General features: G+C 72.7%; 26 protein-coding genes and 1 pseudogene. 21 read left to right on the top strand and 6 right to left on the bottom strand.

Going from position 1 to position 26525, the window contains the following annotated elements; translation table 11 throughout:
* Positions 1 to 249: 249 nt before the first annotated feature.
* The 20 genes and pseudogenes from ACQEV8_RS27805 (at position 250) to ACQEV8_RS27710 (ending at position 19979) form a co-directional block, all read left to right on the top strand.
* Positions 250 to 813, top strand: a complete 564-nt coding sequence (locus ACQEV8_RS27805; RefSeq protein WP_432965438.1) for a TetR family transcriptional regulator — start codon at positions 250 to 252, stop codon at positions 811 to 813.
* 43 nt (positions 814 to 856) lie between these two features.
* Positions 857 to 1618, top strand: a complete 762-nt coding sequence (locus tag ACQEV8_RS27800; RefSeq protein WP_432965435.1) for an SDR family NAD(P)-dependent oxidoreductase — start codon at positions 857 to 859, stop codon at positions 1616 to 1618.
* 46 nt (positions 1619 to 1664) lie between these two features.
* Positions 1665 to 2471 carry a carbon-nitrogen family hydrolase gene (locus ACQEV8_RS27795; protein ID WP_432965432.1) on the top strand — a complete coding sequence of 269 codons (807 nt, stop codon included), beginning with the start codon at positions 1665 to 1667 and terminating at the stop codon, positions 2469 to 2471.
* A 300-nt stretch (positions 2472 to 2771) separates the two neighbouring features.
* Entirely contained in the window at positions 2772 to 3458 is a 687-nt protein-coding gene (locus ACQEV8_RS27790) for a hypothetical protein (RefSeq protein ID WP_432965429.1), read from the top strand.
* A complete protein-coding gene (locus ACQEV8_RS27785; RefSeq protein WP_391099252.1) occupies positions 3455 to 3649 on the top strand; it encodes a hypothetical protein in 195 nt (64 codons plus the stop codon). Before ACQEV8_RS27790 ends, ACQEV8_RS27785 begins: the two co-directional genes overlap by 4 nt.
* A 140-nt stretch (positions 3650 to 3789) precedes the next feature.
* Complete coding sequence (locus ACQEV8_RS27780; protein ID WP_432965426.1) at positions 3790 to 5463, top strand: GH3 family domain-containing protein; 1674 nt, start codon at positions 3790 to 3792, stop codon at positions 5461 to 5463.
* A gap of 59 nt (positions 5464 to 5522) precedes the next feature.
* On the top strand, positions 5523 to 6404 hold the full coding sequence (locus tag ACQEV8_RS27775) for an alpha/beta hydrolase (protein ID WP_432965423.1): 882 nt from the start codon (positions 5523 to 5525) through the stop codon (positions 6402 to 6404).
* A complete protein-coding gene (locus tag ACQEV8_RS27770) occupies positions 6397 to 7539 on the top strand; it encodes an enolase C-terminal domain-like protein (RefSeq protein ID WP_432965420.1) in 1143 nt (380 codons plus the stop codon). The genes ACQEV8_RS27775 and ACQEV8_RS27770 overlap by 8 nt, the downstream gene beginning before the upstream one ends.
* Before the next feature lie 71 nt (positions 7540 to 7610).
* A complete protein-coding gene (locus ACQEV8_RS27765) occupies positions 7611 to 8498 on the top strand; it encodes an FAH family protein (RefSeq protein ID WP_432965417.1) in 888 nt (295 codons plus the stop codon).
* Positions 8499 to 8554: 56 nt separating this feature from the next.
* On the top strand, positions 8555 to 9754 hold the full coding sequence (locus ACQEV8_RS27760) for a hypothetical protein (RefSeq protein ID WP_432965414.1): 1200 nt from the start codon (positions 8555 to 8557) through the stop codon (positions 9752 to 9754).
* 147 nt (positions 9755 to 9901) lie between these two features.
* Positions 9902 to 11014: pseudogene (locus ACQEV8_RS27755) on the top strand (IS701 family transposase); the annotation flags it as partial.
* A gap of 398 nt (positions 11015 to 11412) precedes the next feature.
* Entirely contained in the window at positions 11413 to 12708 is a 1296-nt protein-coding gene (locus tag ACQEV8_RS27750) for an MFS transporter (protein WP_432965411.1), read from the top strand.
* Between the two features lie 6 nt (positions 12709 to 12714).
* The gene (locus ACQEV8_RS27745; RefSeq protein WP_432965408.1) at positions 12715 to 13470 is read left to right on the top strand and encodes an SDR family NAD(P)-dependent oxidoreductase; all 756 of its coding nucleotides are present in this window, start codon (positions 12715 to 12717) and stop codon (positions 13468 to 13470) included.
* Positions 13471 to 13516: 46 nt separating this feature from the next.
* A complete protein-coding gene (locus tag ACQEV8_RS27740) occupies positions 13517 to 13819 on the top strand; it encodes a YciI family protein (RefSeq protein ID WP_432965405.1) in 303 nt (100 codons plus the stop codon).
* 73 nt (positions 13820 to 13892) lie between these two features.
* On the top strand, positions 13893 to 15230 hold the full coding sequence (locus ACQEV8_RS27735) for a PLP-dependent aminotransferase family protein (protein ID WP_432965402.1): 1338 nt from the start codon (positions 13893 to 13895) through the stop codon (positions 15228 to 15230).
* Complete coding sequence (locus ACQEV8_RS27730; RefSeq protein WP_432965399.1) at positions 15227 to 16492, top strand: ATP-grasp domain-containing protein; 1266 nt, start codon at positions 15227 to 15229, stop codon at positions 16490 to 16492. The genes ACQEV8_RS27735 and ACQEV8_RS27730 overlap by 4 nt, the downstream gene beginning before the upstream one ends.
* Before the next feature lie 83 nt (positions 16493 to 16575).
* Positions 16576 to 17685, top strand: a complete 1110-nt coding sequence (locus tag ACQEV8_RS27725) for an LLM class flavin-dependent oxidoreductase (protein WP_215119158.1) — start codon at positions 16576 to 16578, stop codon at positions 17683 to 17685.
* Positions 17686 to 17808: 123 nt separating this feature from the next.
* A complete protein-coding gene (locus tag ACQEV8_RS27720; protein ID WP_432965395.1) occupies positions 17809 to 18285 on the top strand; it encodes a flavin reductase family protein in 477 nt (158 codons plus the stop codon).
* Positions 18286 to 19017: 732 nt separating this feature from the next.
* Positions 19018 to 19671 (top strand): AfsA-related hotdog domain-containing protein, encoded by a 654-nt coding sequence (locus ACQEV8_RS27715; protein ID WP_432965392.1) that lies wholly within the window; start codon positions 19018 to 19020, stop codon positions 19669 to 19671.
* Positions 19602 to 19979, top strand: a complete 378-nt coding sequence (locus tag ACQEV8_RS27710; protein ID WP_432965389.1) for an AfsA-related hotdog domain-containing protein — start codon at positions 19602 to 19604, stop codon at positions 19977 to 19979. The genes ACQEV8_RS27715 and ACQEV8_RS27710 overlap by 70 nt, the downstream gene beginning before the upstream one ends.
* 16 nt (positions 19980 to 19995) lie before the next feature.
* Here the strand turns inward: ACQEV8_RS27710 and ACQEV8_RS27705 are convergent, their stop codons facing one another.
* Positions 19996 to 20541, bottom strand: a complete 546-nt coding sequence (locus tag ACQEV8_RS27705; RefSeq protein WP_432965386.1) for a hypothetical protein — start codon at positions 20539 to 20541, stop codon at positions 19996 to 19998.
* Positions 20542 to 20749: 208 nt separating this feature from the next.
* Positions 20750 to 21361, bottom strand: coding sequence for an RNA polymerase sigma factor (locus tag ACQEV8_RS27700; protein ID WP_432965383.1), 612 nt, complete (start codon positions 21359 to 21361; stop codon positions 20750 to 20752).
* A gap of 232 nt (positions 21362 to 21593) precedes the next feature.
* Between ACQEV8_RS27700 and ACQEV8_RS27695 the strand changes: the two genes are divergently transcribed.
* Positions 21594 to 22853 carry an N-acetylmuramoyl-L-alanine amidase gene (locus tag ACQEV8_RS27695; RefSeq protein WP_432965380.1) on the top strand — a complete coding sequence of 420 codons (1260 nt, stop codon included), beginning with the start codon at positions 21594 to 21596 and terminating at the stop codon, positions 22851 to 22853.
* 2 nt (positions 22854 to 22855) lie between these two features.
* On the opposite strand, the gene ACQEV8_RS27690 is transcribed toward ACQEV8_RS27695, so the two are convergent.
* The 4 genes from ACQEV8_RS27690 to ACQEV8_RS27675 form a co-directional block, all read right to left on the bottom strand.
* The gene (locus ACQEV8_RS27690; protein ID WP_432965377.1) at positions 22856 to 23251 is read right to left on the bottom strand and encodes a hypothetical protein; all 396 of its coding nucleotides are present in this window, start codon (positions 23249 to 23251) and stop codon (positions 22856 to 22858) included.
* Between the two features lie 148 nt (positions 23252 to 23399).
* Entirely contained in the window at positions 23400 to 23954 is a 555-nt protein-coding gene (locus ACQEV8_RS27685; protein WP_432965374.1) for a hypothetical protein, read from the bottom strand.
* Positions 23955 to 24061: 107 nt separating this feature from the next.
* Positions 24062 to 24568 carry a hypothetical protein gene (locus ACQEV8_RS27680; RefSeq protein WP_432965371.1) on the bottom strand — a complete coding sequence of 169 codons (507 nt, stop codon included), beginning with the start codon at positions 24566 to 24568 and terminating at the stop codon, positions 24062 to 24064.
* Between the two features lie 96 nt (positions 24569 to 24664).
* Positions 24665 to 26230, bottom strand: coding sequence for a beta-N-acetylhexosaminidase (locus ACQEV8_RS27675; RefSeq protein ID WP_432973038.1), 1566 nt, complete (start codon positions 26228 to 26230; stop codon positions 24665 to 24667).
* Positions 26231 to 26525 lie beyond the last annotated feature (295 nt).

Below are 26525 nucleotides of genomic sequence, written 5' to 3'. Positions count from 1 at the left end.
CCCGCGCGCTGAGCCGGGCCGGCGGGAGCAGTGGTCCTCGGCTGAAGTCGAGGCGGCCGCACCCGACTTGGCCAAGTGGTTGCGGGATTGGACACGGGAGGCGTCCGCGGGGGAAAGCGGCGGTACGTTCACAGGACTGGAGGCGTGGCCCTCCGTCCTCCCCCGTGCCCCCGCCCGTCCCCGTCCGCGGCGGGCCCGTGGGAGTCATTTCCCGTGATGGATGCAGAGGTCGAGCCCATGGTGAAGCAGGTGAGAGCGGAACGTACCCGGCAGGCGCTGATCGCGGCGGCGGCCGTCGAGTTCGACCGGCAGGGGTACGCCGGGACCTCGCTGTCCGCCGTGCACCGGGCCTGCGGGGCGACGATGGGAGCACTCACCTTCCACTTCCCCGCCAAGGCGGACCTGGCCACCGCCGTCTGCTGTGAGGCCGAGGCCCTCACCGGCGAGGCACTGGCCCGGCTCGTACCGGCCGGACCGCTCCCGCCGGTCGCCGAGTTCACCCTCGAGGTGGCCCGGCTGCTGGAGCAGGAGGTCACCGTCCGCGCGGCGGCCCGGCTCACCCGGGAACGGGCCGTCCCGTCCCGCTGGTACACCCTCTGGCGGACGGCCCTGCGGGACCTGGTGGCTGCGGCCCGGGAACCGGCCGGTGACCGTCCCGCGCCCGACGAACTGGAACTGCTGGCGGTCTATCTGACGGCGGGCGCCGAGGCGGCCCTGCGGGCGGGGAGCACCGGGACGGAGGTGCAGGCCCAACTGAAGTGTCTGTGGGCCTTGGTGCACGTATCGAATGAGTGTCCGGTCGGGCCTCGCTGATTGCCTTGTTCCTTCTGACCGCTCCAACGAAAAGGCTCATCCCATGACTCGACGCTGCGCGCTCGTCACCGGTGGTTCCCGGGGCATCGGGGCCGCCATCGCGACCGAACTCGCCGCCGACGGACACCGCGTGGCCGTGCACTGCCGCGCAGACTCCGCCGCCGCGAAGGCCGTCCTGGACGCCCTGCCCGGCACCGGCCACGCCCTGGTCACCGGTGACATCGGCACACCGGGTGCGGCCCGGGAGGTCATAGAGTCCGCCGTCGCGCAACTGGGCACCGTGGACGTCCTCGTCAACAACGCCGGCGTCTACGCCGAGCAGCCCGTCGCCACCACCTCGTACGAGGACTGGCAGGCCGACTGGCGGCGCCTCGTCGACGTCAACCTGCTCGGGCCCGCCGACCTGATCTGGCACTTCGTCGACCACCTCCGGCAGCGGTCGCAGGGCCCGCGGGGCGCCCGGATCGTCAACGTCGGCTCGCGCGGCGCCTACCGGGGCGAACCCGACGCCCCCGCCTACGGTGCGACCAAGGCCGCCCTGCACGCGCTGACCCAGTCGCTCGCCCAGTCCCTGGGCCCGCTCGGCATCGCGGTGACCGCCGTGGCCCCGGGATTCGTCCGTACGGACCTGGCGGAAAGCATGCTCGTCGGGGATGCCGAGGAGCAGGTACGCCGCCAGAGCCCGCTCGGCAGGATCGCCGCGCCCTCGGACGTCGCCGCCGCCGTGGCCTGGCTCAGCGGTGAGCGGGCCGAGTGGTGCAGCGGTGCCGTGATCGACGTCAACGGCGCCTCGCACCTGCGCTGACCCACCTCCGGCCCTCCCGGGCCGCACAACACCTCAGGGAGATCCCGTGCGCGCCGCGCTGTCGCAGATCGCCGTACGACCGGACGAAACCGTCGCCGAGCGGCGTGCCCGCGTGGCCGGTCTCGTCCGTGAACAGCACACCGCCGACCTGGTGGTCCTGCCGGAGCTCTGGACGGTCGGCGCGTTCGCCTTCGACGAGTTCCGCGCCCACGCCGAACCACTGGACGGGCCCACGGCCCGGGCGATGGGCGCGGCCGCGGCCGCGGCCCGGGTCTGGCTGCACGCGGGCTCGGTCATCGAACAGGGCCCGGGCGACACGCTGTTCAACACCTCCCTCGTCTTCGCGCCCGACGGCCGGCTGCGCCGGACGTACCGGAAGATCCACCGCTTCGGCTTCGACCGGGGCGAGGCCACCCTGCTGGGCCGGGGCGAGGAGACCGTCACCGTCACGCTGGACGAGGGCGGCCCGGCGGAGCTGACGGCAGGGCTCGCCACCTGCTACGACCTGCGCTTCCCCGAGCAGTTCCGGCTCCTGGTGGACGCCGGCGCGGGGATGTTCGTCGTCCCGGCCGGCTGGCCCGCCGCCCGCCGCGCCCACTGGTCGCTGCTGGCCCGCGCGCGGGCCGTCGAGTCCCAGGCGTACGTCCTCGCCTGCGGTACGGCCGGTGCGCACGCCGGGGTGGAACAGGCCGGCCACAGCGTGGTGGTCGATCCCTGGGGCGAGGTCGTCGCCGAGGCCGGGGCGGGCGAGGAGACCCTCGTCGTCGACCTCGACCCGGCGCTCGTCGCCAAGACCCGTGCCGAGTTCCCCGCCCTTCGCGACCGTGTTCTCGGTGTGCCGACGCCCCGCTGACCGTCCGTCGGCGACAGGTGCCGTCCGCCCCGCGCGTGCCGGGGCGGACGGCACCTGTCGTCTGTGGGCGGCCAACTACCCGGCGGCACAGACTGGTTGGAAAATTTCCGATGGGCTCTTGCGGCCCACAAGGCAGACGTGTAACACTCTTTCGCGAGGCAGTCTGCCCACTTCCAGGAGCCTTCGCACTGCCATCGCGTCGCCGTCGAGCGGCGCTTTTTTGTTTTCCGGGGTTCCACTTCGACACCGCCCCGTTTCCCCGCATCTCCTTGTCTCCCGAAGGTGAGGCGACCAGTGACCATGGCCGACCCGACCCCCTCGCGCCCCCTCCCGGAGCGGTGCGCGTCGAACCGCTGCCGCCGCGCGCCCCGCTCCGACGGACTGCGACGCAGGACCGCCGCGCCCGGTGCCCGGCTCTGCGGTCCCTGCAAACGCGCCCTCGCTGCCGATCTGACCGCCCTGCCATCGCTCCACCACGAGAGCGAGCAGCGGCTCGTGCTCCCCGCCCGGCAGGGAGGCCTCGCCCGGGTCACGGGCCACCGCCCGGACACGCCGCCCGTGAGCGACGCGGCGCTGGACGCCCGGCACGACGCCGTCGTACGACTGGCGTCCTGGGCCCGGCTCGTCCTGGACGAGGACCCGGCCGCCGGAGCCCCGCCGGAGCGGTCCGTTCCCGAGCTGGCCGTCTTCCTCGGCCGGCACCTCGACTTCCTGGCCGCCCACCCCGCCGCGGGCCCGGCGGCCGACGAGATCGCCCGCACCGCCACCGCCCTGCGGCTCGTGGTCGCGCCGCCCAAGCCCGGCCTCGTACCGCTCGGCCGGTGTGTGGAGCCGGACTGCGACGCCGAGGTGTCGCTCCCCGGGCGCGGCGGCGACGAGCTGGTGCTGCGCGGACCGATGTGCGGCGCGGGGCATGTGCTCACGCCGCGCCAGTGGCTGCTGATGAACCATCGTCAATCGACGCTCGAGACCAAGGAGTCGGCATGAACGACGACCTGCGTGCCCCACGCGGCAAACGCGTCCCCACCTCGCTCGCCGCCCTCGCCCTCGGCGTCCGCGAGGGCACGATCCGCCAGTGGGCCAACCGCGGCAAGATCACCCGGTACGGGACCAAACGCCAGGCCCTGTACGACCTGAACGAGCTGGCCGCCCTCGCGGCCGGGGAGAACGGCGCGTAGCGCTCTACCCAGTAGAGACCCTCCCCGCACCGAAGACCTCCCCCACCCCATAGCACCCACCCCACCGTTCGGCCACCGCCGCGCGGCCCTTCGGCATGCCCGAAAACGGGTCGCCGCACAGCTCTTGAGGAGAGACAGCCATGGAGACGCACGGCACATCGCAGTGGCAGCAGCACTGGCAGGACCGGCGCGACCCCTTCGTCGAGGAGTGCTTCCGGGCCCGCGAGAACCTGCTCGCCGATCTGAAGGACCCCGGCACCGCTCAGGCCCGTGTCCTCGACGACCTCATCGACATCGGCGCCGCCTCGCTGCACTGGAAGGAGCAGGGGTACGACGCCGTCGCCGCCGACCCGGGAAGCTTCCGGGCGGTGCTGCCGATCATGCGCTACAACGACTTCGTCGAGCAGATCGACCGGGAGACCCGCACCAAGGGCGGCATCCTGTCGTGCAGCCCGGTACTGCGCTGGCTCAAGACCAGCGGGACGACGGGCACCCCCAAGCGCGTCCCGTACACACTGCACTGGCTGCTCAAGTACCGCATCCCCGCGATGAAGGCGATGTGGGGCACCTACCTGGAGCACCACCCCGAGATCCTCGCCCACCCCTGGGCCACCCTCGACACCCAGACCGTCCGCGAGGACGTGTACGACTTCGTGCACGGCGTCGAGCACCAGGCGATCAGCAACCGGCATCCGCAGATCAACAGCCGGGACTGGAACCCGCCGTGGTACGAGTCGCCGTGGTTCGGCCCCGACACGCCCACCAGCCACGCCGGGCGGATGTACCACCGCGTACGGCACCTCGTCGGCAAGGACCTGCACTACATCTCGGCGATCAACCCCAGCACCCTCGTCTCGCTGCGTGACCTGATCGCCGAGCACGGCGCCCAGCTGGTGCGCGACCTGAGAGAGGGCACCCTCCAGGGCAAGCCGTGGACCGAGCCCGACGAGAAGGCCGCGCAGCACCTCGAACAGGTTCTGGGCAAGGGCGAGTTCAGTCTGGTGGACCTCTGGCCGTCGCTGACGCTGTACAGCTGCTGGCTGTCGGCCTCCGCCGAGCTGTACCGGCCGCGCCTGGACGCCGTGCTGCCCGGTGTCGCCAAGCTGCCGTTCATGAGCTGCGGGACCGAGGGCGTCACCACCATCCCCGTGGACGACACGCTGGAGAGCCAGCCGCTCGCCGTCAGCCAGGCGTACTTCGAGTTCGTCCCCGCCGACGTACCGCTCGGCGCGCTCCTCGACGCCGGCGAGAAGGTCGAGACGCTGCTGTACGACGAGGTCGAGGCGGGCCGCGACTACCACCTGATCATGTCCCAGGGGAACGGCCTCTACCGGCTGTGGACCGGTGACATCTACCGCGTGGACCGGATCGCGGACGGCACGCCCTGGGTCCACTTCACCCACCGCGACGGCGTCTTCCACTCCTTCACCGGCGAGAAGATCACCGAGGGCCAGGTCACCCAGGCCATCCGGCAGGGCCTCGAAGGCAGCGGGCTCGACACCGGGCTGTACATGTGCGGGCCGCGCTGGGACGAGCCGCCGTCCTACACCGTCGTCGTCGAGGTACCGGAACCCGGAGCGGACCTCGACGAGGTGCTGTCCGCCGCGATCGACCGCGAACTGTCCGTCATCAACATCGAGTACGCCTCGAAGCGGGACAGCGGACGGCTCTCCGCGCTCCGGGTGCGGACCGTGGCGCAGGGCGCCATCGCCGCGTACGTCGAGTCACGGCGGCAGCGGGGCAACGCCACTCAGTACAAGTACAAGCCGTTCCAGAAGGACATCGACTTCGTCGACGCGATCCTCGCCGGCTGAAAGCCGACTGGAACACGTCCGCCCCTCACCCACTCAGTACCGATCAAGGAGAGTTGACCATGCTGGAGACCCTCAGGCCCCCGCAGAACACCCGCCGCGAGATCATCGACCTGCCCTGCGGCGACACCCGGCTCGCCCTGCACCTGTGGCGGCCGGAGCAGATCAAGGGAGCCGTCTTCTACTTCCACGGACTGCAGAGCCACGCCGGATGGCTGTGGGAAGTGGGCCCGCAGTTCGCCGACAACGACATCGCGTTCTTCGTCCTCGACCGGCGCGGCAGCGGCATCAGCCCCGGGGCGCGTCACGAGATACCGGACGCCGAGACCGTACTCGGCGACTACGCGAAGGCCGTCGCGTTCGTCCGGGACATGATCGGCGACGCCGTACCGCTGTCCCTGTTCGGGCACTGCCTCGGCGGCTCCTTCCTGGCGGCCCTGATGGCGTACGAGGGGTTCACCACCTCGTACGACGCGGCGGTGTTCTGCTCGTCCTGGCTCGGCCGGATGCACGCGACCCTCGACCCGGACGCACGCGAGGCGGTCGCGGGGAGCCGGAGCGAGGAGTTGTGGGACGCGGGGCTGCAGGCCGGCGACTTCACCGACGAGGTCAAGTACCAGCACTTCATCGACCACGACGACCTGGCGGTGCGGCAGTTGACGCGGCGGTCGCGGGCGGTGCTGCTGGAACTGGAGCAGCGGTATCTGACGCGCGGACGCCTGAGTCCGACGGTCCCCGCCGCGACCTTCGTCTCCGGGATGACCGACCCGATCGTGGACCTGGACGCCGCTCACTCCGTGTTCCAGGACCTGGTCTCCGGGCGCGGCTCGATCATGAAGTTCCCCACCGACAAGCACTACCTCTTCTACACCGACGTCAGCGGCGACCTGGTCGACTGGACGTCGACGTACACCCTGCTCCAGGGGGTGAACCGTGGTGCCTGACGCCGGGGGGTCCGGACGGGCCCGGCTGTACCACGTCGAGCTGCCCATGCGGACCCCGTTCGACCATCCGGCCGCCCGGCGGCGTACGTCCGACAGTCTGGTCCTGAGGCTCTCGGCCGACGGGGTGGACGGCATCGGCGAGTGCGCGCCCCGGTCGTACGTCACCGGGGAGACCACCGCGAGTGTGCGCACGGCGCTCGAACAGATCGACTTCGACGCCCTGTTCGCGCTGCTGACCGGGCCGGATCCGCAAGAGCTGCTGGAGCTGCTCCACCGGGACGGCTTCGCGCGGACCTTCGGGATCGACGGCGGCAACAACCTGCTCTGCCTGCTGGAGACGGCGGTCCTCGACTGGCTGGGACGCCGGTCGGGACTGGGCGCGCGGGAGCTGTTGCCGGGCGGGACCGAGGAGGAGCGCGGGTCACTGCCCGTCTCTCAGGTGCTCGACCTCAGCCTGGACGCCGAGGAGTTCCTCTCCACCCGGGGGCCCTTCCACTTCGTGAAGATCAAGGCGTCGGACGACATCGAGCACGACGCCCGGACCGTCCGGACGATCCGCGACAAGCTCGGCGACGACGTACCGGTCATGGTCGACGCCAACATGTGCTGGACGCCCGAGAACTCGGTCGGCCACGCCCACCGGCTGCGCGAGGCCGGCGTCGACTATGTGGAGGAACCGCTGCCCAAGGGCTCGTGGGAGGCGCTGCGCGCGCTGCGCCGCGACGGCGGGCTGCGGATCATGCTGGACGAGTCGGTGTGCACGGCCCGGGACGCCCGTACGGCGGTCGAGTCCGGGGCCTGCGACGCGTTCAACATCCGGGTGTCGAAGAACGGGGGGCCGCTGCCGGCCGCCGGGCTCGTCGCCTACGCCCGGGAGAACGGCGTCCGCTTCCAGTTCGGGGTCCAGGTCGCCGAGGTTGGCCCGCTCATCAACTCCGGCCGGGCGCTGGCCTTCGGCCACCCGGACGCGCTCACCGTCGAGGCCGGGCAGTCCGACCGCTTCTTCCCGGAGATGATCGTCGCCCCGCCCCCGGCCGTCGACCGCCACACGAACACGCTGGCTCCGGCCGACGGCACCGGCTGGGGCATGGACCTCGCCGCGAGCGCGGAGCGCTGGGCCGTACGGGATTACTGACCCCCCCTTCCCACTCTCGCGTCACCGACGCACATCACCCACCACACCCATGCCTGAAAGGCGGGAACGTCATGACCGTACTGTTCGAATGCACCTACCGGGGTGGCCGCTACTTCGGCCTCGGACTGCCCGAGGACGGCCGGCCGTTGAGCCTCACACCGCTCGGGAGCCGGGACCTGGGGAAGCTGCTCACCGAGGGCGGTGACGTCGCCGTGCTCCTCGCCGCCTCCGAGACGGTGACCGTTCCCGTGAGCGAACTCGACACCGTTTCCTTCCGCCCGCCGCTGCTGCCCGACCACCTCGGTGACGCGGTCGTCGGCGGCTTCATGCAGACCCACAACGTCAAGGTGGACGCGGACACCCCGTCCCAGCCGAACTGGTTCCTCAAGGGCCTCGGCGATGTGCTGAGGACCTCCGGGGAGGACCTGCGCTCGCCGGCCGGGTCCGTCGCGCTGACCGAGGAGGCGGAGGTCGTGCTCGTCTACGTCACCGACGCGGACGGCATGCCCCGGTACGTCGGCTACACCTTCGGCAACGACCTCACCGACATCGGCCGCTTCCGCCGCCACCGCGGGCACCTCTCGTACGCCAAGCTGTGCGACGCGGGCGTGGCGCCCTGGCTCTTCCTCGACGAACCGCCGCGCCACGTCACCGGGCACGTCACGATCGAGCGGGACGGCGAGCCGTGCTGGCGGGGCGAGTTCACCACCGGCACCAAGGCCCTGCACTACGGGCTCGACGACATCATGTCCGAACTGTTCTCCCACGACGCCCTGCTCGCCCCCGGCCGTGTCCACTACGTCTACATCGGCGCCGACCGCAGCAGCTTCCACGACGGCTTCCGGATGGCCGACCGCGACCGCGTCACCCTGGACTTCACCAGCCACGGGGTCACCCTGTCGAACACCGTGCGATGTGCGTCGCCGATGCTCGCGGCCGCCGCGCGCGAGGGATCGTGAGCGGCGGTGAGCGGGGGCGCGCGCGGGCTGACGGGCCGCGTCCGCCGGCCGGCGGGGTGCGCAGGCTCAGTGACACGGAGGCGACGTTCGCGTACACCCATGCGCTGATGCGCGGCAGGGGCGGGCTCACCACCTCCTTCACGATGGACGGCGTGTTCTCGCCGGAGCGGGTGGAGGCGGCCGTGGAGCTGTGGCTGCGGCGGCTGCCGCTGCTGTCACTGCGGATCGAGGACACCGGGGGCGACGGACTGTGGTTCCGGCGGGGAGAGCCCGGGCCGCCGACGGGTGAGCGGCTGTGGGGGCTGCGGGTCGGGCGGACCGCGCAGGGGGCGACGCGTTTCTCCCTCGGACTGCACCCCGCGATCTGCGACGGCCACTCGGTCGGGCGTCTCGTACGGCCGCTGCTGGACGCCCTGTTCGGCGTTCCGGGTGCCTGTACCGGGGAGGAGGAGCTGCCGCCGGACACCGACGAGCTGACGTACGAGAGCGGCGGGGTGTGCGGGGTGTGCGTGCCGGGGCCGGCGCGGCGGGCCGTGACGTCGTACGGAGGAGGAGCGGGCGCAGGGCCGGGACCGGGGCGTGGGCGGTGGACCGGGGTGGTGCGTGAGGGTGGTGAGGGTGTGACCCTCGCCCTCGGTCCGTACGAGACCCGGCGGCTGCGTGACTGGTGCGGGGCGCGGCGGCTGACGGTCAGCGGGTTCCTCGCGACCGTGCTGGCCGACGCGTTCGCCCGGGAGAGCGGCCGCCGGGAGGTGACGGTCGCCAGGTCGGTGTCCCTGCGCCGGCGTTACGCCGAGCGGGCGCTGATCAGCGAGCCCGGGTGTGTGCTGGGCGTGGTGCGGGCGCGGCTGCGGGCGGGCGGCTCCGGTCGCGACGCCGTGGGCGCGGGGGGTGACCTCGTGGGCCGGGCCCGGGGCCATGCGGAGGTGCTGTGCTCGGCCGGGCGGGAGTGGCGTCCGGAGCGGCGGGCGCACACCGCGATCCGCCGGGCGGTGGAACGGGACGCGGCGGGGGGCGGGGGGCCGGAGCTGCGGGTGACCGACGCCGGTTCGGTGGACACCGCGCTCGGACCGCACGCGGGGCGGGTCACGGGGTTCCGGACCGTGGTGGCCCGGGGTGACGGAACGCTCGACGGCGCGCTGCATCTGTCGTCCTTCAAGGGGGCGTTGACGGTGGCGCTGGCCGTCGGAGGGCCTTGGGCGGCGGTGGCCGAGCGGGAGTTGAGTGACGCCATGATGTCGCCCGACCGCAGGTGAGAGCCCTGCGGGAGGGCGGACTCCTCAAAGTCGTAGCTGGAGGTGGTCCCCTCGATTGAAAACAAAGAGTTCGTTCTCTATTTTTTAAGGGCAGGCTTCGAACCGACGGGGCCCCAGTGCGACCAGTCCAGAGGAAGGGAACGCGTCATGGTGAGGGCGTCTTCCAGGGTGGCTCCCGGGCGGAGCGGATCCTCCGCACGCCGTTCCTCCTCCGGCGCCTTCGACGCCTTCATCGCGGAGATCTTCGAACGGCTGCCCCGTGCCGACCAGCGCAGATGGGCCCATGTCTACACACGTGGCCTGCTGGTGACGCCGGGTCGCAAGACGGTCCGCAGGCTCGCGGCGTCCGTCTCGGACTCCGCCACGGCGGCCCAGGCCCTGCACCAGTTCGTCAACGCCAGCCCCTGGGACTGGGAGCCGGTCCGCGCCCGTCTGGCCGACTGGGTCGTACGGCGGTCCCGGCCGGGTGCCCTGGTCATCGGTACGGCGGTGCTGCCCAAGCGGGGGGACCGCTCCTGCGGAGTGCACCGCCGCTTCGTCCCCCGGGACGGCCGTACGGTCAACTGCCAGGTCGGCGTCGGGGCGTTCCTCGCGCTGGAGCAGGGGACGGTGCCGGTCGACTGGCGGTTGCTGCTGCCCGGGCGGTGGGCCGAGGACGCGGAGGCGCGTGGGCGGGCCGGTTCGGTTCCGGCCTCGGGGTCGGCTGAGGCCCTGGCGTTGGACCTGGTGGACGGGGCCGGCCCGGGCGGGGTACCGGTCGTCGCCGACCTGCTCGGGTTCGCGGACACCACCGCGCTGGCGGGCGGGCTCGCCGGCCGGGGGCGGCGGTTCGTCGTCGCCGTACCCGATGACTTTGTGGTGCACCCGGACCGCGCCGCTCTCGCTGGGGCCGGCTCTCGTGCCGGGGCCGGTGCGGACGCCGCAGGTGTGACCGCGCGGAGCCTCCTCACAGACCACCCGGCGCGAGTGGCGACGGGGGTGGTCCGCCTCCCCGGCACCCCCGTCGCCCTCCGGTTGATCGGCGAGCCGGGAGGCGGACGGATCTGGCTCACGGACCTCGTCGACAGGTCGCCGCGCGAGGTGCTGGCGCTGGCCCGGCTGCACGCGGGTGCCGTCGACACGGTGGAGCGGCTGGCCGACGACTTCGGCCTGCGCGCCTTCGAGGGGCGCTCGTACGCCGGCTGGCACCACCACAAGACCCTGGTCTCCGCCGCCTTCGCCTACAGCACGCTCGGCTCCACCGCCCCGGCCCGCACACCACACCGCCCACGCACCACCCGCCCACCGCACCGGACCCGGACCTCGACGACCGGCGGACGCGCCGGCACGGCACCGGGGCGCGCCCCCGGGGTTCCGGGCCGGCCGCTCACGGCACCCGGGCGAGCCCTGGCGGCTCCGGCACGGACGGCTGAGCCGTCGACGCGGGCTGCCGGGGCCCGGCGGCGAACCGACGGGGCTACGCCATGGGCTACGGCGGCTTCGGCACAGGCCTCTCCGGGGCCTCCCGCGCGAGCTGATGCGGCGTCGTCGGCGCAGCCGCCCTCAGCCCCGGCCCGGCCCTCCGAGCCCCCGGGACCGAAACCGGCCTCCGCGAGACCCACACGGCCCCCCGCACCCGCCTCGCACCCCCTCCCCACCCCGATACGAACGGAATCCTGATGGCCCTTCCCAAAGCGTTCTGGTTGTTGTGGTTCGGGCAGACCGTCAGTCGGCTCGGGACGCTCGCCCCTGCTTTTCTCGTGCTCTACATGGAGCAGGACGGGCTCGTCGCCCCGGGCACGACCCCGCTCGTCGTCGGGCTCTTCGGTGCCGGTGTGGTGTTGTCCGGGCTGGTGGGAGGGGCGGTCGCCGATCTGATCGGGCCGCGTCGCACCATCGTCGCCGCCCAGCCGGTCTCCGCCGCGATGGCTCTGCTCTTCGCCGTCGCCGAGAACGTCGTCGCCCTGTGCGCGCTGTCGCTGATCACCGGGTTCCTGTCGGCCGTCGACCGGCCGGCCGGGGCCGGGCTGATCTCCGCGATCGTGCCGCAGGAGCAGTTCGCGAAGGCGTACAGCCTCTTCCTCGTCGGCTTCAACATCGGCATGTCGCTGAGCCCGGTCCTCTCCGGTTTCCTGCTCGAAGTCAGCCCCGGTGCCCTCTTCGTGGTCTGGGCGGCCTCCAGCCTCGTCTACGCGGCCCTCGTCTTCGCGGTGCCCGCCGATCCGGCACCCGTGCAGGACACCGACCGGCCCGCCGGGGCCGCGGCGGCCCTCAAGTCGGCCGCACGCGGGATCGCCGAACCCTTCCGGACTCCCGTCCTGGTCGCCTTCCTCCTCCTGACCTTCCTGCTGGCCTGCATCTACCTCCAGGTCAACTCCGCATTGCCGCTCGACATGCGGGCCAGCGGGCTGACCACCGGGGACATCGGCTTCGTCCTCGCCGCCAACGCCGTGCTGTCCGTGCTGCTGCTCCCGCTCGTGCCCCGCCTGGTCGGCGGCCTGCGCGCCCACGTCCCGCTGATCCTGGCTGCCTCGTTCATGGCGCTCGGCTTCGGCGGCAACGCCCTCGCCGGCGGCATGGTCTCCTTCACGATCGCCACCGTCGTATGGACGCTCGGCGAGGTGCTGTGGGCCCCGATGTCGGCCACCTTCATCGCCGACCGGGCCCCGGCCGGACGCAGCGGCACCTACCAGGGCTCGTACTTCTTCGCCTGGAACGCGGCGTTCATGGTCGGCAGTCCCGCCGGGCTCGCCCTCGCCCACGCCCACGGCTACGAGTCGCTGTGGATGTCCGTCCTCGGCCTGGGGATCGCGGCGGCGGCCGGCTTCGCCCTGCTGCCCCGACTGGCCGGGTTCGTGACCAAGCCCGACCCCGGCCCCGACTCCGACTCCGGCCTCGGCACGGACCTCGACACCGAGTCCGTGGCCACCGCCCGGGCGACCACCCCGGAAAACCTGACCCGAGAGACAAGGTGACCCACCATGCCCGCACCCACCCCCCGCACCGCACTCCTCGTCGGCGCCGCCGGCGGCATCCTCAAGGAGGTCTCCCGCGAGCTCGCCGAGGAGGGCCACACGCTGGTCCTGTTCGACCGGGACGCCGAGGCCCTCGGCCGGCTCGCCGAGGAGCTGGGACGGATCACCAAGGTCGAGACGGTCGTCGGTGACATCACCGACATCCCGGCGGCGGAACGCCAGTTGACCGACATCGTCGAGAGGTTCGCCCCGTCCATCCTCGTCAACGGCGTCGGCGGTGACACCCGCGTGATCGGCTACGCCGACCTCACCACCGACCACTTCGACGAGTCCTTCCTGGAGAACGTGGTCAGCAGCTGGATCGCGGTCAAGGTGTGCGCCCCGCGCATGGCCGCCGACGGCTACGGCCGCATCGTCAACTTCGCCTCGGCGGGCGGCCGTACGTACAGCCGCTTCAACAACGCCGCGTACGTCGCCGCCAAGGCCGCCGTCATCGGCATGACCAAGCAGCTGGCGTTCGAGCTGGCCCCGACCGGGGTCGTCGTCAACGTCGTCGCCCACGGGCCCATCGCCACCGAGCGGGTCGCCGGGGCGTTCGAGCGGCGTGACCCGGCGCAGCAGCAGGCCGTCCTGGCCAAGCTGCCGATGGGCCGCTACGGCACCGTCGCCGAGGCCGTCGGCAGTGTGCTGCACCTCTGCTCCGAGAGCGCCGGCTACTCGACCGGGTCCGTCATCGACATCAACGGCGGCATCTACATGTGAGTCCCGCCCGCACACCGTCCCACGCCCAGTGACACCGGAGGCATCCATGGCGAAGTTCGTCGTCGAGTTCGAGTACAACGTCGACCGTGCGGGCCGGGAGCATCTGCACCCCGCCCACACCGAGTATCTGCGGTCCCTCACCGACAGCGGCGTCCTGCTGCTCGCCGGCCCGCTCAAGGACGCCAACGGCGGCCTGCTGGTCTACGAGGCCGAGGACCGCGACCGCCTCCAGGAGGTCCTGGACGCCGAGCCCTACGTCAAGGGCGGCATCGTCTGCCGGGTCCGTATCCGGCAGTGGGCGCCGGGCAAGGGCACGTGGGCCGCGGCGGCGGAGAAGGCCGCGGCCTGAGCCCGGGGCTTCGCCCCCGCCGCCCCTCCCCGTAATGAAGCAAGCCTCCCCGAAAGGACCGACTGACGTGCTCGTGACGCCAGTTCAGCAAACCCCCACCCCGCTGCGCCGGGAAGCCCTGCACGCCGGGATCGTCGATCCGGGCATGGACTCGATGCGGCTGCTCAGTGAGACGGCGATGAGGTTCCCCGAGGCGCTGTCGTTCTCGTCGGGGGCGCCCCACGACGGTACGCACGACCTCACGAAGCTCTCGTACTACGTCGACCGGTACATCGCGCACCTGCGGGAGCAGGGGGTGCCCGAGCAGCGCGTCACCCGGCTGCACTTCCAGTACGGACCCGTCAACGGGTTCATCCGGGAAGAGGTCGCCCGCATGCTCGCCAAGGACGAGGACATCGATGTCGCGCCCGAGGCCATCATGATCACGCACGGCTTCCAGGAGGCGGCGCTCGTCGCCCTGCGGGGGCTGTTCCGCTCGCCCGACGACGTACTGCTGTCCGTGTCCCCGGCGTACGTCGGGATCCGCGGCGCCGCCCGCATGCTGGACATTCCGGTCAAGGGCATCACCGAGGGGCCCAACGGACTGGAACCGGAGGCCGTGGCCGCCGCCGTGCGCGCCGTGCGCGCCGAGGGCAAGCGGCCCGCCGCGCTCTACCTGGTCCCCGACTTCTCCAACCCGTCCGGCACGGTCGTCCCCCTGGAGGCCCGGCGGCGGCTGCTCGCGCTGGCCGCCGAGGAAGGGTTCACCATCCTGGAGGACAACCCGTACGGGCTCTTCGCGAGCGACGAGGAGAGGCTGCCGACGCTCAAGGCGCTGGACACCCGCGGTGACGTCGTCTACCTCGGCTCCTTCGCCAAGTCCGCGTTCCCGGGCGCCCGCCTCGGCTATCTGGTCGGTGACCGGGAGGTCGTCGGCGAGGACGGCACCCGGCGCACCCTCGCCCAGGAACTCTCCAAGGCCAAGGCGATGTTCACGGTCGGCTCGTCCTCGCTCTCCCAGGCCGCGATCGGCGGCATCCTCGTCGACGCCGGCTACGACCTGCGCTCCGCCACCCGCGATCTGGCCGCCGTCTACCAGGAGCGGCTCGCCGCCACCCTCGACGCTCTCGCCGAGCACTTCCCGCCCGAGCGGTACGCCGAGCACGGCGTGCGCTGGAACCGGCCGCGCGGCGGCTTCTTCCTGGTCGTCGAGGTGCCCTTCGAGGCCGACCTCGTCGCCATGGAACGGTCGGCCCGCGACTACGCGGTCAGCTGGGCGCCGATGAGGATGTTCCACCTCGACGGCAGCGGCGAACGCGCCCTGCGCCTCGGCTTCAGCAACCTCACGCCCGCCGCGATCCGCGAGGGCATCGCCCGCCTGGCCCGCTTCGTCGAGGCCGAGTCCACGTCCGAACCGGAGGCAACCTCATGAGCAGCACGCCCAAGCGCCCCGTGGCGGTGATCGTCGACGGCTACTCCGCCGGCAACTTCTACCCCGCCGCCTTCGCCGCGTACGGCACGGACGTCGTCCACGTCCAGTCCACCCCGGAGCTGATCCCGGCGATGGCACCGCCGGACCTCACCGCCTACCGGGAGAACATCGCCGGCCACGGCGACGAGAGCGCCCTCGTCGAGCGGCTGCGCGCCCTCGACCCCGTGTGCGTGATCGCCGGCCAGGAGTCGTCCGTGCCGCTCGCCGACCGGCTGAGCGAGGCGGTCGGCGTCCCCTCCAACGGCTCGGCGCTGTCACCGGCCCGCCGCGACAAGTACGAGATGATCGAGACGCTGCGCCGCGCCGGGGTGCGCTGCGCGCGGCAGCTCAAGACCGACGACCCGGACGCGGCGGTCGGCTGGGCCGAGGAGCACGGCAGCTACCCGGTGGTCGTCAAACCGCTGAGCTCGGCGGCCTCCGACGGCGTCTTCGTCTGCGACGGCCCCGACGCGGTCCGCGCCGCCGCCCGGAGCGTCCTCGACGCCCCGAACATGTTCGGCCTCGCCAACACCGAGATCCTCGTGCAGTCCTATCTCAAGGGCACCGAGTACATCGTCGACACCGTCAGCCGCGGCGGCGAGCGGTACGTCTGCGGGGTCTGGGAGTACGAGAAGACGCTGCTGCCGTCCGGCAAGAACATCTACAACCGCGACCTCCTCGCCGACCCGTACGACAACCCGGTGGTCGCCGAACTCACCGCGTACGTCGACGAGGTCCTCGCCGCCCTCGGCGTCGCCTGGGGGCCGGCCCACGCCGAGGTCATCGTCACCGACGAGGGCCCCGTCCTGGTCGAGATCGGCACCCGCCTCAACGGCAACATCAACGCCCCCTTCCACGACGTGTGCCTCGGCCACAACCAGGCGGCGCTCACCGCGCAGGCGTACACGCGGCCCGACGAGTTCCGCGCCGAGTACGCCGGCCGGACGTACACGAGGCTTCAGCCCGCCGTCGTCTACAACGCCCCGACCGCACTCGACGGTGTCGTCGACAGCGTCGACGAGACGGCCGTGGCGGAGATCCGCGGCCTGGAGAGCGTCTTCCTCGCGGCGGTCAAGTACGCGCCCGGCGCCCGGATCAAGCCGACGGTCGACCTGCTGACCAGCTCGATGCGGGTGTTCCTCACGGCGCCGGACGAGACGGCCCTGACGGCCGGCTACGAGAAGGTGCGCGCGCTCAAGGACGCCGTGTACCGGGTCGCCTGACCCCCACCCGCTCCCCGTCCCTCCCGCTTCCCTCCCCTTTTGTTCTCTTCCTTCTTCCACGACTTGCTTCCCGGAGGTCTGTCATGCACAGCCGTATCGGTCTCTTCCTGTCCCCCGTCCACGAGACCGGGCAGGACCCGCACCTCGCGATCCGCCGCAACCTGGACCTCGTCGAGTACGTCGACGACCTCAACTTCGACGAGGCCTGGTTCGGCGAGCACCACACGCTGGGCTGGGGCCTGGTCGGGGCGCCCGAGACGCTGATAGCCGCCGCCTCGCAGCGCACCACCCAGATCAAGCTGGCCCACGGCGTCGTACCGCTCTCCGGCCACCACCCCTTCCACGTGGCGAGCCGGGCCGTCCACCTCGACCACCTCACCCGCGGCCGGTACATCCTGGGCGTCGGCCCGGGCGTGCCCTTCGACGCGAAGATGTTCGGCCTGGAGCAGCCGGTGCAGCGGCGCCGCCTGGAGGAGGCCCTGCCGACGGTCCTGGAGCTGGTCAACGGCGACGAGCGGATCACCCAGCAGACGGACTGGTTCGACCTGCGCGACGCCAAGCTCCAGCTGCCGCGCTTCAGCCCGCAGGGCATCGAGGTCGCGGTCGCGACGTCCGGTACCTCGCAGTCCAGCCCGCGCCTGATCGGCCAGTACGGGCTGAGCATGACCTCCTTCGCGCTGCCCTTCGCCCTCCTCACCCCGGGCGCCCCCGCGCACATCAACCTGGCCCACCAGTGGAAGTACGCGGAGGAGGCCGCCGCCGAGCACGGGCAGACCCTGGACCGCGACAAGTGGCGTATCGCGCTGCCGGTGCATGTGGCCGAGACGCGTGAGGAGGCGTTCGCGGACGTCCGCGAGGGCTACGACCGCTGGCTGTTCGAGTACTTCGGCAAGGCGGCCGGCCGTGAGGTCCTCAGCCCCGACGTGCCGCGCGAGAAGGCGCTGGAAGCCCGGGTCGAGGCGGGCGGCGCGCTCGTCGGCTCGGTGGACGACGTGGTCGCCGGCATCGAGCGGCTGCACGAGATCACCGGCGGCTTCGGCACGCTGCTCGTCTACGTGGCCGACTGGACGTCCTGGGAGAAGACCAACCGCAGCATGGAGCTGCTGGCCCGTCATGTCGCCCCCCGCATCAACGGCTCGGCGGCCCGGCCGCAGGAGGCGGTGGACTTCGCGATCGCCAGCCGGAAGAAGTAGCGCGCCGCAGCACCTGGTGCGAGGAATCGTCCTCGCCGAGCCCGCCGTATGTCACGTCACGTCACGCCAGGTCGGGCCGTTCCGTCGGCCCGGCCGTGCGTCCCACCCGATCGGAAAGAACTCATGCTGGAGCAACGCTCGTTCCGCGACATACTCGGCCGGTTCACCACGGGAGTGGTACTGGTCACCGCTGACACGGCCGAAGGCCCCAAGGGCATGGCGGTCAACTCCTTCACCTCCGTCTCCCTCGCCCCGCCGCTGGTCGCCCTGTGCGCCGCGGACACCTCCTCGACCTGGCCGGCGATCCGCGAGGCCGGCTCCTTCGCGGTCACGATCCTCGGCGATCGGCACGCCGAGCTGTGCCGCCTGTTCAGCACCAAGGGCGCCGACCGTTTCGCCGCGGGCGCCTGGACCACGACCCGGGCCGGGCACCCCATCCCCGCCGACGGTCTCGGCTGGCTGGACTGCCGTATCAGCACGGTCCACCCGGCGGGCGACCACGAGCTGGTCATCGCCGAGGCCCTGGAAGGCGCCCTGACGGCCGAGGAGGGCCCCCTGGTCTTCCACGCCGGCCGGTTCACGGCCCTGGCAGCGGCCTGACGGGGCTCCCGCCGACACGGGCCGATGAGCCCCCCCGGGTGCGCCACCGCCTCCGACACCGGCCCGGCACGGGATCCGGATCCCGCACGGGTGCCGAGCCCCGCACGGGCGTCAAGTCCCTCACGGGCACTGGGGCCAGCCGCGGGCAAGGCCCGGGCCGTGGCTACGGTCCGGTTCCAGCACCGGATCCAGCTGGGCACACCCCAACACGGGCACTGCGTCCCAGCCACAGGCGCGACCCTGGCCGTGGCTCCGGCTCCAGTTCCCGCACCGGGCCGGGCCGTTGTACGGGCCAGGCCGCCAGGCAAGACATGGCACCCCGCCGCCCACCACCTGCCACAAGCACCCGCCCCCACCGGCACCGGCACCCGCACCCGCACCCGCACCCGCACCCGCCACCTACCCTCCCGCCCGCCACCCGCCGATCCGAGGCCACCGGCGTCCTCGGCCCGGCGTGGGGCCCGGTCCGGCTGGACGGCCCGCTGAGCCCGGGACCCGGCCTCGCCCCCGGACCCGACTCCGAACTCCGCCCGGCCCGGGACCCGACTCCGCCCGTCAGGGCCCGGCCCGGCTTGCGAGGGCCCGGCCCGGGATCCGGCTCCGTCCTCCCCCTGCCCCGGACCTGGCCCCGCCCGCCCGGCGGACCAGCCCCGGCTCGGAGGGGCCGGCCCTGCCCGGGACCCGCCCCGGGACGCGTTCGTCGCGTCGACGCCCATGAGAAAGGCAACCCGCGTGTCCCACACCGATCCGACACCCAAGACGGTCACCCTCCCGCTGGCGCCGGATGCCGGGCCGGAGGCCGACCTCCGCTTCGTCCGGACCGCCCCGCGTCACCTCGTCGACCGCAGCGCCGTGGCCGAGGTGCTGATCACCGACTGGCGGCAGCTGGGCCCCGACACGTTCCGGCTGGGCGCGCAGTGGCCGCGCGGGCACCACTTCTACGCGCCCATCGCGGGTGCCTGGTACGACCCCCTGCTCACCGCGGAGTCGCTACGGCAGGCCTCCGTCCTGGTCGGGCAGACGTACTACGGGGTCCCGGCGGACCATCACTTCACCATCACCGAACTGGAGTTCGAGGTCGTACCGGGTGTCATCCTGCTCGGCACCCGCCCCGCCGAGATGCGCCTGGAGGCCGCGGCCACGGACGTCCGGGGCGCCGGCCCCCCGACCGCGCTGACCCTGGAGGCCGACCTGCTGCGCGGCGACGACTTCGCCGGCGCGGGACGACTGACCCTGCACGCGTCCGCCCCCGAGACCCCGCCGCAGGGGAGGGCGGCGGGTACCCGTCCCTGCCCGACCCCGTGCCTCCCGCGATCGTGGGGCGCCTCGACGAACGCGACGTCGTCCTCGGCGTCCCCCGCTCCGCCGCCGCACGCCGGGGCCTGAACTGGGACCTGCGCATCGACCCCGGCCACCCGGTGCTCTTCGACCATCCCACCCACGAGATCCCCGGCATGGTGCTCCTGGAGGCCGCCCGCCAGGCCGCACAGGCGGCCTGCGCCCCGTACCGCGTACTCCCCGTGGAACTGCGCAGCGCCTTCCACTTCCCCCTGACCCTGGGCCTCCCCTGCCGCATCTCCGCGACCAGGCTCCCCGCGCAGGACGCGAGCGAGGACGCCGCGCTCCGGGTCACCGCGTGGCAGTCCGGCCGACTGGCCTTCGACAGCCTCGTGGTGGCGAGCCTGTGCGACTGAACCCGGCAGGACACTCCTAGGGCGAGAGGTCGCCGTCGTTCCCGCCCGGCTGCGGCTCGGCCAGCTGTGCCGTGCAGTACGCCACGACGTTCCCCTCACCGCCCGCCGCCGCCACGAGACGCTGCCACACCGTCGCGTTCACGCCCTCGCCGTTTCCGCCGACCTCCTGGTAGTCGCGGCAGTCGTCCTCGGTGGCCGGGGCAGGGGCGGGGCGTTCGCGGCCGTCGTCCGCCGGGAGTCCCGCCGCGCCGATCACGCCCAGGGCGACACCGACCAGCACGAGTCCGGCGAGCAGCACGGAGAGCGTCGTCCGCGGGGACGGCACCGCGGACCGCCGCCCCCGGGGCTCCCAGTCGTCCCGGCGGCGGCCGCGGATCCGGTGGTCCCGGGCGGGCCCGGCGTCCCGGGCGGCCCGGAACGCGGCCACGGCCCGCTGCTCGGCCTCGGCGTCGACACCGTCCCGGACGAGGCAGGCGACGATCAGCGCCTCGACTTCCGCGTCGGGCAGGGCGGGACGGGAACCATGGCCGGGAAGCCCGCCGCCGCTCTGCCGTTCACCCATGTCCGATTCCATTCCTGCCGGTTCATGCTCGGTTCCTGCTCGATCCGCGCGCCCGCGCGCCCGCGCGCCCACTCGCCCGCACTGCCGCACGGCCGCACTGCCGCACTGCCGCCGGGCCACCAGTACGTCCCGCTCGTCCGGCCTGTTCAGGACGGAGCGACCGCGCGGTCCCGTCAGCCCCGCCGGAGAAGCTGAGCTTCGTTCACGTCTACTCCCCCAGCGTCCGGGGAGCCTCATCCGTCACATCCTCCGTGCCCAACTGCCGGGCGAGGCGCCGCAGCCCCCGGTGCGCGGCCGTGCGTACCGCGCCCGGCCGCTTGCCCAGGACGCGCGCGGCGGCCGGGCCGTCGAGGCCGACCACGACGCGCAGCAGCACGGCCTCGGCCTGGTCGCGGGGCAGCCCGCGCACCAGCTCCAGGGCGCGCTCGGTGGACAGGGCCTCCAGCGCCTGGTCGTGCGTGCTGTGCGGCCCGGGCAGGTCCAGCACGTCCTGTTCCAGCACGGCCGGCCGGGGCCGTACCCGCTGCCGGCGCAGATGGTCCAGCGCCCGGTGCCGGGCGATGGTCGCCGTCCAGCCGCGAAAGCCGGCCCCGTCGCCCTGGAACCGCCCCAGATCCCGGGCGATCTCCAGCCAGGCTTCGGACGCCACGTCCTCCGCGTCGTCCCCGACCAGGCCGCGCAGATAGCCGAGCAGGCCGGGCTGCACGAACCGGTAGGCGACCGCGAAGGCCGCCTCGTCTCCCTGCTGGGCCCGCGCGACGGCCGCGCCCAGTTCCCCGTCGTACGCCCGCATGCGCCGGGGTGCCGCTCCCTGACCCACGTACCGTCCCCGTCCGTACCGAGTGCGCGCCCTCCCGTACCACGTCCCCACGGTGATCAGCGCCGGTGCGGACGGAAGTGTCACAGCGCGTCAGACGCCCGGGGACCGACCACCGTTCGGGTCAACCGGACCCGCCGTCCTCGGGAGCGCGGGCCCACGGAGGTTTGGGCCAAGTGACGTACCGGGGAGCTCTGTCACGCGATGCAACCGCCCGACGAAAGGCGAGCGCCGTATGCCGTCTCCCCTCCTGCGCACCGCAGTCGCCACCGCTCTGGCCCTCGGTGCCCTCGGTCTGGCCCAGCCCGCCCGGGCCTCGTCCACGGACGGCGTGTACACCGTCCGGGTGCCGGACGGTGATCCGCACAAGCGGTCCCTCGCCCCGCGCACCACCGAGCCGTTCAGCATGGTCGGTGTCACCTGGGCCGACCCGGACGCCGCCCTGGACGGCACCGCGTATGTGCGCACCCGCTCCCGCGAGAGCGGCGAGTGGAGCGCGTGGCGGGCGCTGGACACCGATGTGCGCACGCCCGAGAGCGGCCCCGACCACGACGACGCCGGGGTGCGTGGCGGCACCCAGCCGCTGTGGACCGGGCCCTCGGACGGCGTCCAGGTGCGCGTCTCGGGCGGACGGCTGCCCCAGGGGCTGCGCGTCGAACTGGTCGACCCCGACGGCGGACCGGACGCCGTGCAGACCTCGGTCGTCGAACCCGGCGTCCCCGAACCCGGGGTACCGGGCGTCGCCGAACCGGCCCCCGGAGCGCCGGCCCTGGCCGGCCGCCCCACCGTGACGTCGCGCTCCGCCTGGGGCGCCGACGAGTCCCTGGTGAAGGACCCGCCCACCTACACCACCGGCACCCAGGCGATGTTCGTCCACCACACGGCGGGCACCAACGACTACACCTGCGCCCAGTCGGCGTCGGTCGTGCGCGGCGTGTTCCTCTACCACGTGCAGAGCAACGGCTGGAACGACATCGGCTACCACTTCCTCGTCGACAAGTGCGGGACCGTCTTCGAGGGCCGTGCGGGCGGCATCGACAAGCCCGTCCTCGGCGCGCACACCTACGGTTTCAACACCGCAACCAGCAGCGTGTCGGTGCTCGGCGACTACTCCACGGCGAGCACCAACGCCGCGGTGCGCGCGTCGGTCGCGAAGGTGGCGGCCTGGAAGCTCGGCCTGTACGGCCTCGACCCGGCCGGGACCGTGGTGCTGACCTCCGGCGCCGACAACGGCAAGTACCAGGCGGGCCAGAAGGTCACGCTCAACCGTATCTCCGGGCACCGCGACGGCTCCCCGACGGAGTGTCCCGGCCAGAACCTCTACAACGACCTGCCCGAGATCCGCGCCCTCGCCGCGAAGGCCGGCACGCTCGTCGCGCCGCAGCCGAATCCGGAACCACAGACGGAGCCACACGCGGAACCGCACACGGAACCCGAGCCGGACTGGGAGCAGGAACTCGCCGAGCTGGGGATCGAGGGCGTGCTCGCCCGCTGACGCTACGGCCGGGGCGCCGTGCCCGCCGCGTCCCGGCAGAGCAGCCGCAGCGATCCATGACCGCCGTAGCAGCGGCGGGCCTCGTCGATCGGGTCCCAGAGGCGCCCGTCGGGGGTGCGTATCCAGTGGTCGCCGCCGGTGGCCCACCACTCGGCCCCGGTCTGCCGTGCCATCACCTCACCGGCATAGGCCCCGAACCCGCGCAGCACCTCCTCCACGGCCGCGTACGGTGCTCCTTCCCGCCGTATCCCCTCGATCATGCGGTCGATGCTCCACAGACTCTGTACCGAGTAGTCGAGGCGCAGTCGCGCTCCCTCGCGCATCGTCGCCACTGTGTCCGCCGCCCACCGCAGCGGCTTCGCAGCCGCCGATGGCCTGGTCTCCTGCTGAGTCGTCACATTCCGAAAAGCGCTGCGGCGCGGCGTCGCATTACGCGAAATCGGCGACTTCCCGGAAGTGGCGCAGGACCGCCCCACCGCGGCCTTACGACAGTCACAGGACTCTTTCAGGAACGGGGTTTAGGACGGTCAGGGCGACCCCGCGGCCTCAGCCCCGCTGCCGGGTCCGGCGGGACACCACCGCGCGCAGCACCCGCCGCCCCTCGATCGACACCTCCAGGGCGCGCCGCAGCCCGGCCACCCCGTGTCCGGCCAGGACCTCCAGGACAACGACCTGACGGCGCAGTTCGGCGGCGACGAGCGGCGACATGCCCTCCGTACGGCCCTGGCGGCGGGGGTCGACCGAGGAGGCGTCGTCCGGGGCGGTGTCGAGGAGGCGGTGGATCTGGAGGGAGGCGACGGAGCAGGCGTCGGCCCACACCCGCACCTCGGCGGCGGACCGCTGAGCGGGAGCGGCCTCGAGCATCCGGTGGGCGAGCGCGACCGCCTCGTCCCCGTCGCCCGCGCCGTCCAGCTTCCCGCGCGCCTGCTCAAGACCGTCACCCCAGTCGCCGGCTCCGGCGTCGTCGGTGAGGCTCGCCCACAGCGGCCGCAGGATCTCGTCGTCACCGCCCAGCAGGGGCACACACCGATCCAAACAAGCCAGCCCGCTCGCGGCCAGCCCGCGTTCGTCGGCCTGTGCGATCAACTCCACCAGGCTCATCCACGCCTCCCTCCGCGGGCCTTCTCGGGGCCCTACCAGGCCGCTACCAGCCCTCACCCCTCACGGAACCCGCACTTCCCCTTACTGCGCGCAATGGCCCCGGAGTGTCACAGGGGGACCACGCCCAGTCTGTCGAGGAAGCGGAACAAAAGGTTTTCGGCCAGGGGATCAGGGTCTGAAGTCAGTACGTCCACCAGCGCGTCGGCGTTCACTTCGTGTCCGGCCTCGGCGGCCCAGCGCACCGCGCGCTCGGCGGCGTCGCGGGGTTCGAGGAAGTAGTCCTCCAGCGTGAGGCCCTCCCGGTCCGCGCCCAGGTAGCCGGCCATCGCGGCCCGCGCGAGACAGGTCGTCCACGCCCCGCTCTCCGGCGCCGCGGCCTCCAGCACCACGCACTCGCTGTTCATGACGTACCCGAAGAGCGCGGGCGCCCCGGTCTCCCGGGCCAGGTCGTTCATGTTCCCGATGTCGCCCTCGCCGCTCGGGTACTCCCACAACTGCCATCCGCCGGGTGCCGAGGTGTGCGGCGTCATACCGTCCTCGGCCCCCGGCAGCGCGGTCAGCTCCGCCAGCGGCCGCTCCGCTCTGCCCACGACGAAGTAACCCCAGTAGCCCATGTTCCGGTTCCCCCCGGCATATTCGATTCGACTCGCGCCAGAAGACCACCACAGCCGTACGGGAGTTCGCAGCCGTATGGGCCAATTCGGGCGGAGTCAGCCGAGCCTGTCCGCCAGCGCCCGGAACTCCGCCCAGGACAGCTCGGGCCTGTCCGGGTCCCACAGCTTCTGGACGGTCGCCCGCAGCGGCATCCGGATCCCGGCCGCCACCTGGTCCTGCGTCTGCGAGTTCGCGAGGTCGCACCAGACGGCGAAGTTCCCGCCGAGGATCTGGCCGTCGTAGCGCTCGGGCACGGCCGTGGTGCCGCGCAGCACCCGTGGTGTCCACTGCTCGTAGATCCGCTGCCCCGTCGGATAGACGAAGGTCTGCGGCTCGCCGAGCACGTAGTACAGGAACTCGTCGTTGTAGTTGATCACCTTGCGGCCCGCCTCCAGGTACTCCAGAGGCTCCCGGGCGCCGATCTCCTTGCCGGTCCAGTAGGCGACCTGGATGTCCTTGTCGGGCTCGACGGACGTGCCGCGGAAGAAGCCGTCGTTCCACGCGCGCGGGGTGCGGTCGTGCTCGCGGACGGTGGCGGCGCGGTCGTTGAGCCAGCCGGTGGTGAGGTCGGCGACCGTGGCACCGGCGCCGTACTTCTCCCGCGCCGCGGCGGCCAGCTGCGGGAACGCCGCCTCCGGGTCGGAGCGGACCAGCGCCTGGTACTCGTCGGCCCCGAGGTGCCAGGGCTTGCCGGGGAAGAGCTCCGCGTACTCGTTCAGCAGTTCGTCGACGATCTCGGCGCTCTCGGGCTTGGAGATGTCGATGGCGCCCTGCACCGCCGACCCCTGCGCGGTGCGCAGCTGGAGGTCGGGGTGGGCGCGCAGGACCGCGCCCAGGTGCCCGGGCGAGTCGATCTCGGGCACGACGGTGATGTGCCGGCTCTCCGCGAGGTCGATGATCTTCCGCACCTGCGCCTTGGTCAGATGCGGCTGGGACACGATCTCCGGCTGCGTGTCGGACTCGATCCGGAAGCCCTGGTCGTCGGAGAAGTGCAGGCCCAGCTGGTTGAACTTCAGATCGCCCAGCTCCCGGACCCGGTCCTCGATCCAGCCGGCCGTGAAGTTCTTGCGCGCGATGTCCAGCATGAACCCGCGCTGCGGCTTGGCCGGCTCGTCCCGCACCACGCCCTCGGGCGCCGTTCCGCCGTCACTCGTCTCCTGCTTGAGCGTGCGGGTGCCGTAGAAGACGCCCGCGTCGGCGGGCCCGGTGATCTCCGTGCGCCCGTCGCGCACGGTCATGACGTACGACTCCGGGTTGGCCTTCTTGTCGCCGCCGAGCGCCAGCCGCAGGTCCCCGGCGCGCCGGTCGTCCTTCTCGCCCGCGTACGTCAGCCCCAGCTCGCCCGCGACCAGGCGTCCCTCGTCGGCCAGCGCCGCGTCGTTCACGACCACGCGGTTGCCGCTCTCGGGCTTCCAGCCCGGGCCGCGCGCCGGCTCGTGGTCGCGTACGGCTGGGATCGTCCGCGGCGCCTTGGACAGGGCGTACGAGCGACTCGGACTCGGCGAGGTGCCCCGCGGGGCGGCCGCGGTCCCGCCCTGGGACGGTCTGGCCTCCGCCCCCGTGGACCCGCCGTCGCCGTCCGAGGCCGCCCAGAGCCCCAGACTCACCCCGGCCACGACCATGACCAACGCGACGGCCATGGCCACGACCAGCACTGGCCGCTGTTTCACCCGCTTCGCCGTATCCCGGCGCCTGTGCTGACTCACACGGCCAACCTAAAACCCGACGGCGCCCGGCGCGCGCCCGGACGCCTCCGGGCGCGTCCACCACACGTTTCGAAACTCTCTCCCGCGGGTGAAATTCGGGCATCCGTCGGACACGTCTCGGTCGCACTCGATAGCGTGACGTCACATCTCTCACACCTTGCCCTGCCGACACACGTGACGCCCATGAGGACCCACGCTGCCCGCGCACCGT

The organism is Streptomyces sp. CA-179760, assembly GCF_050937045.1.
Lineage (GTDB): Bacteria > Actinomycetota > Actinomycetes > Streptomycetales > Streptomycetaceae > Streptomyces.
Note: the sequence above shows the minus strand (reverse complement) of the source record. Positions and strands in the feature narration are given on the sequence as shown.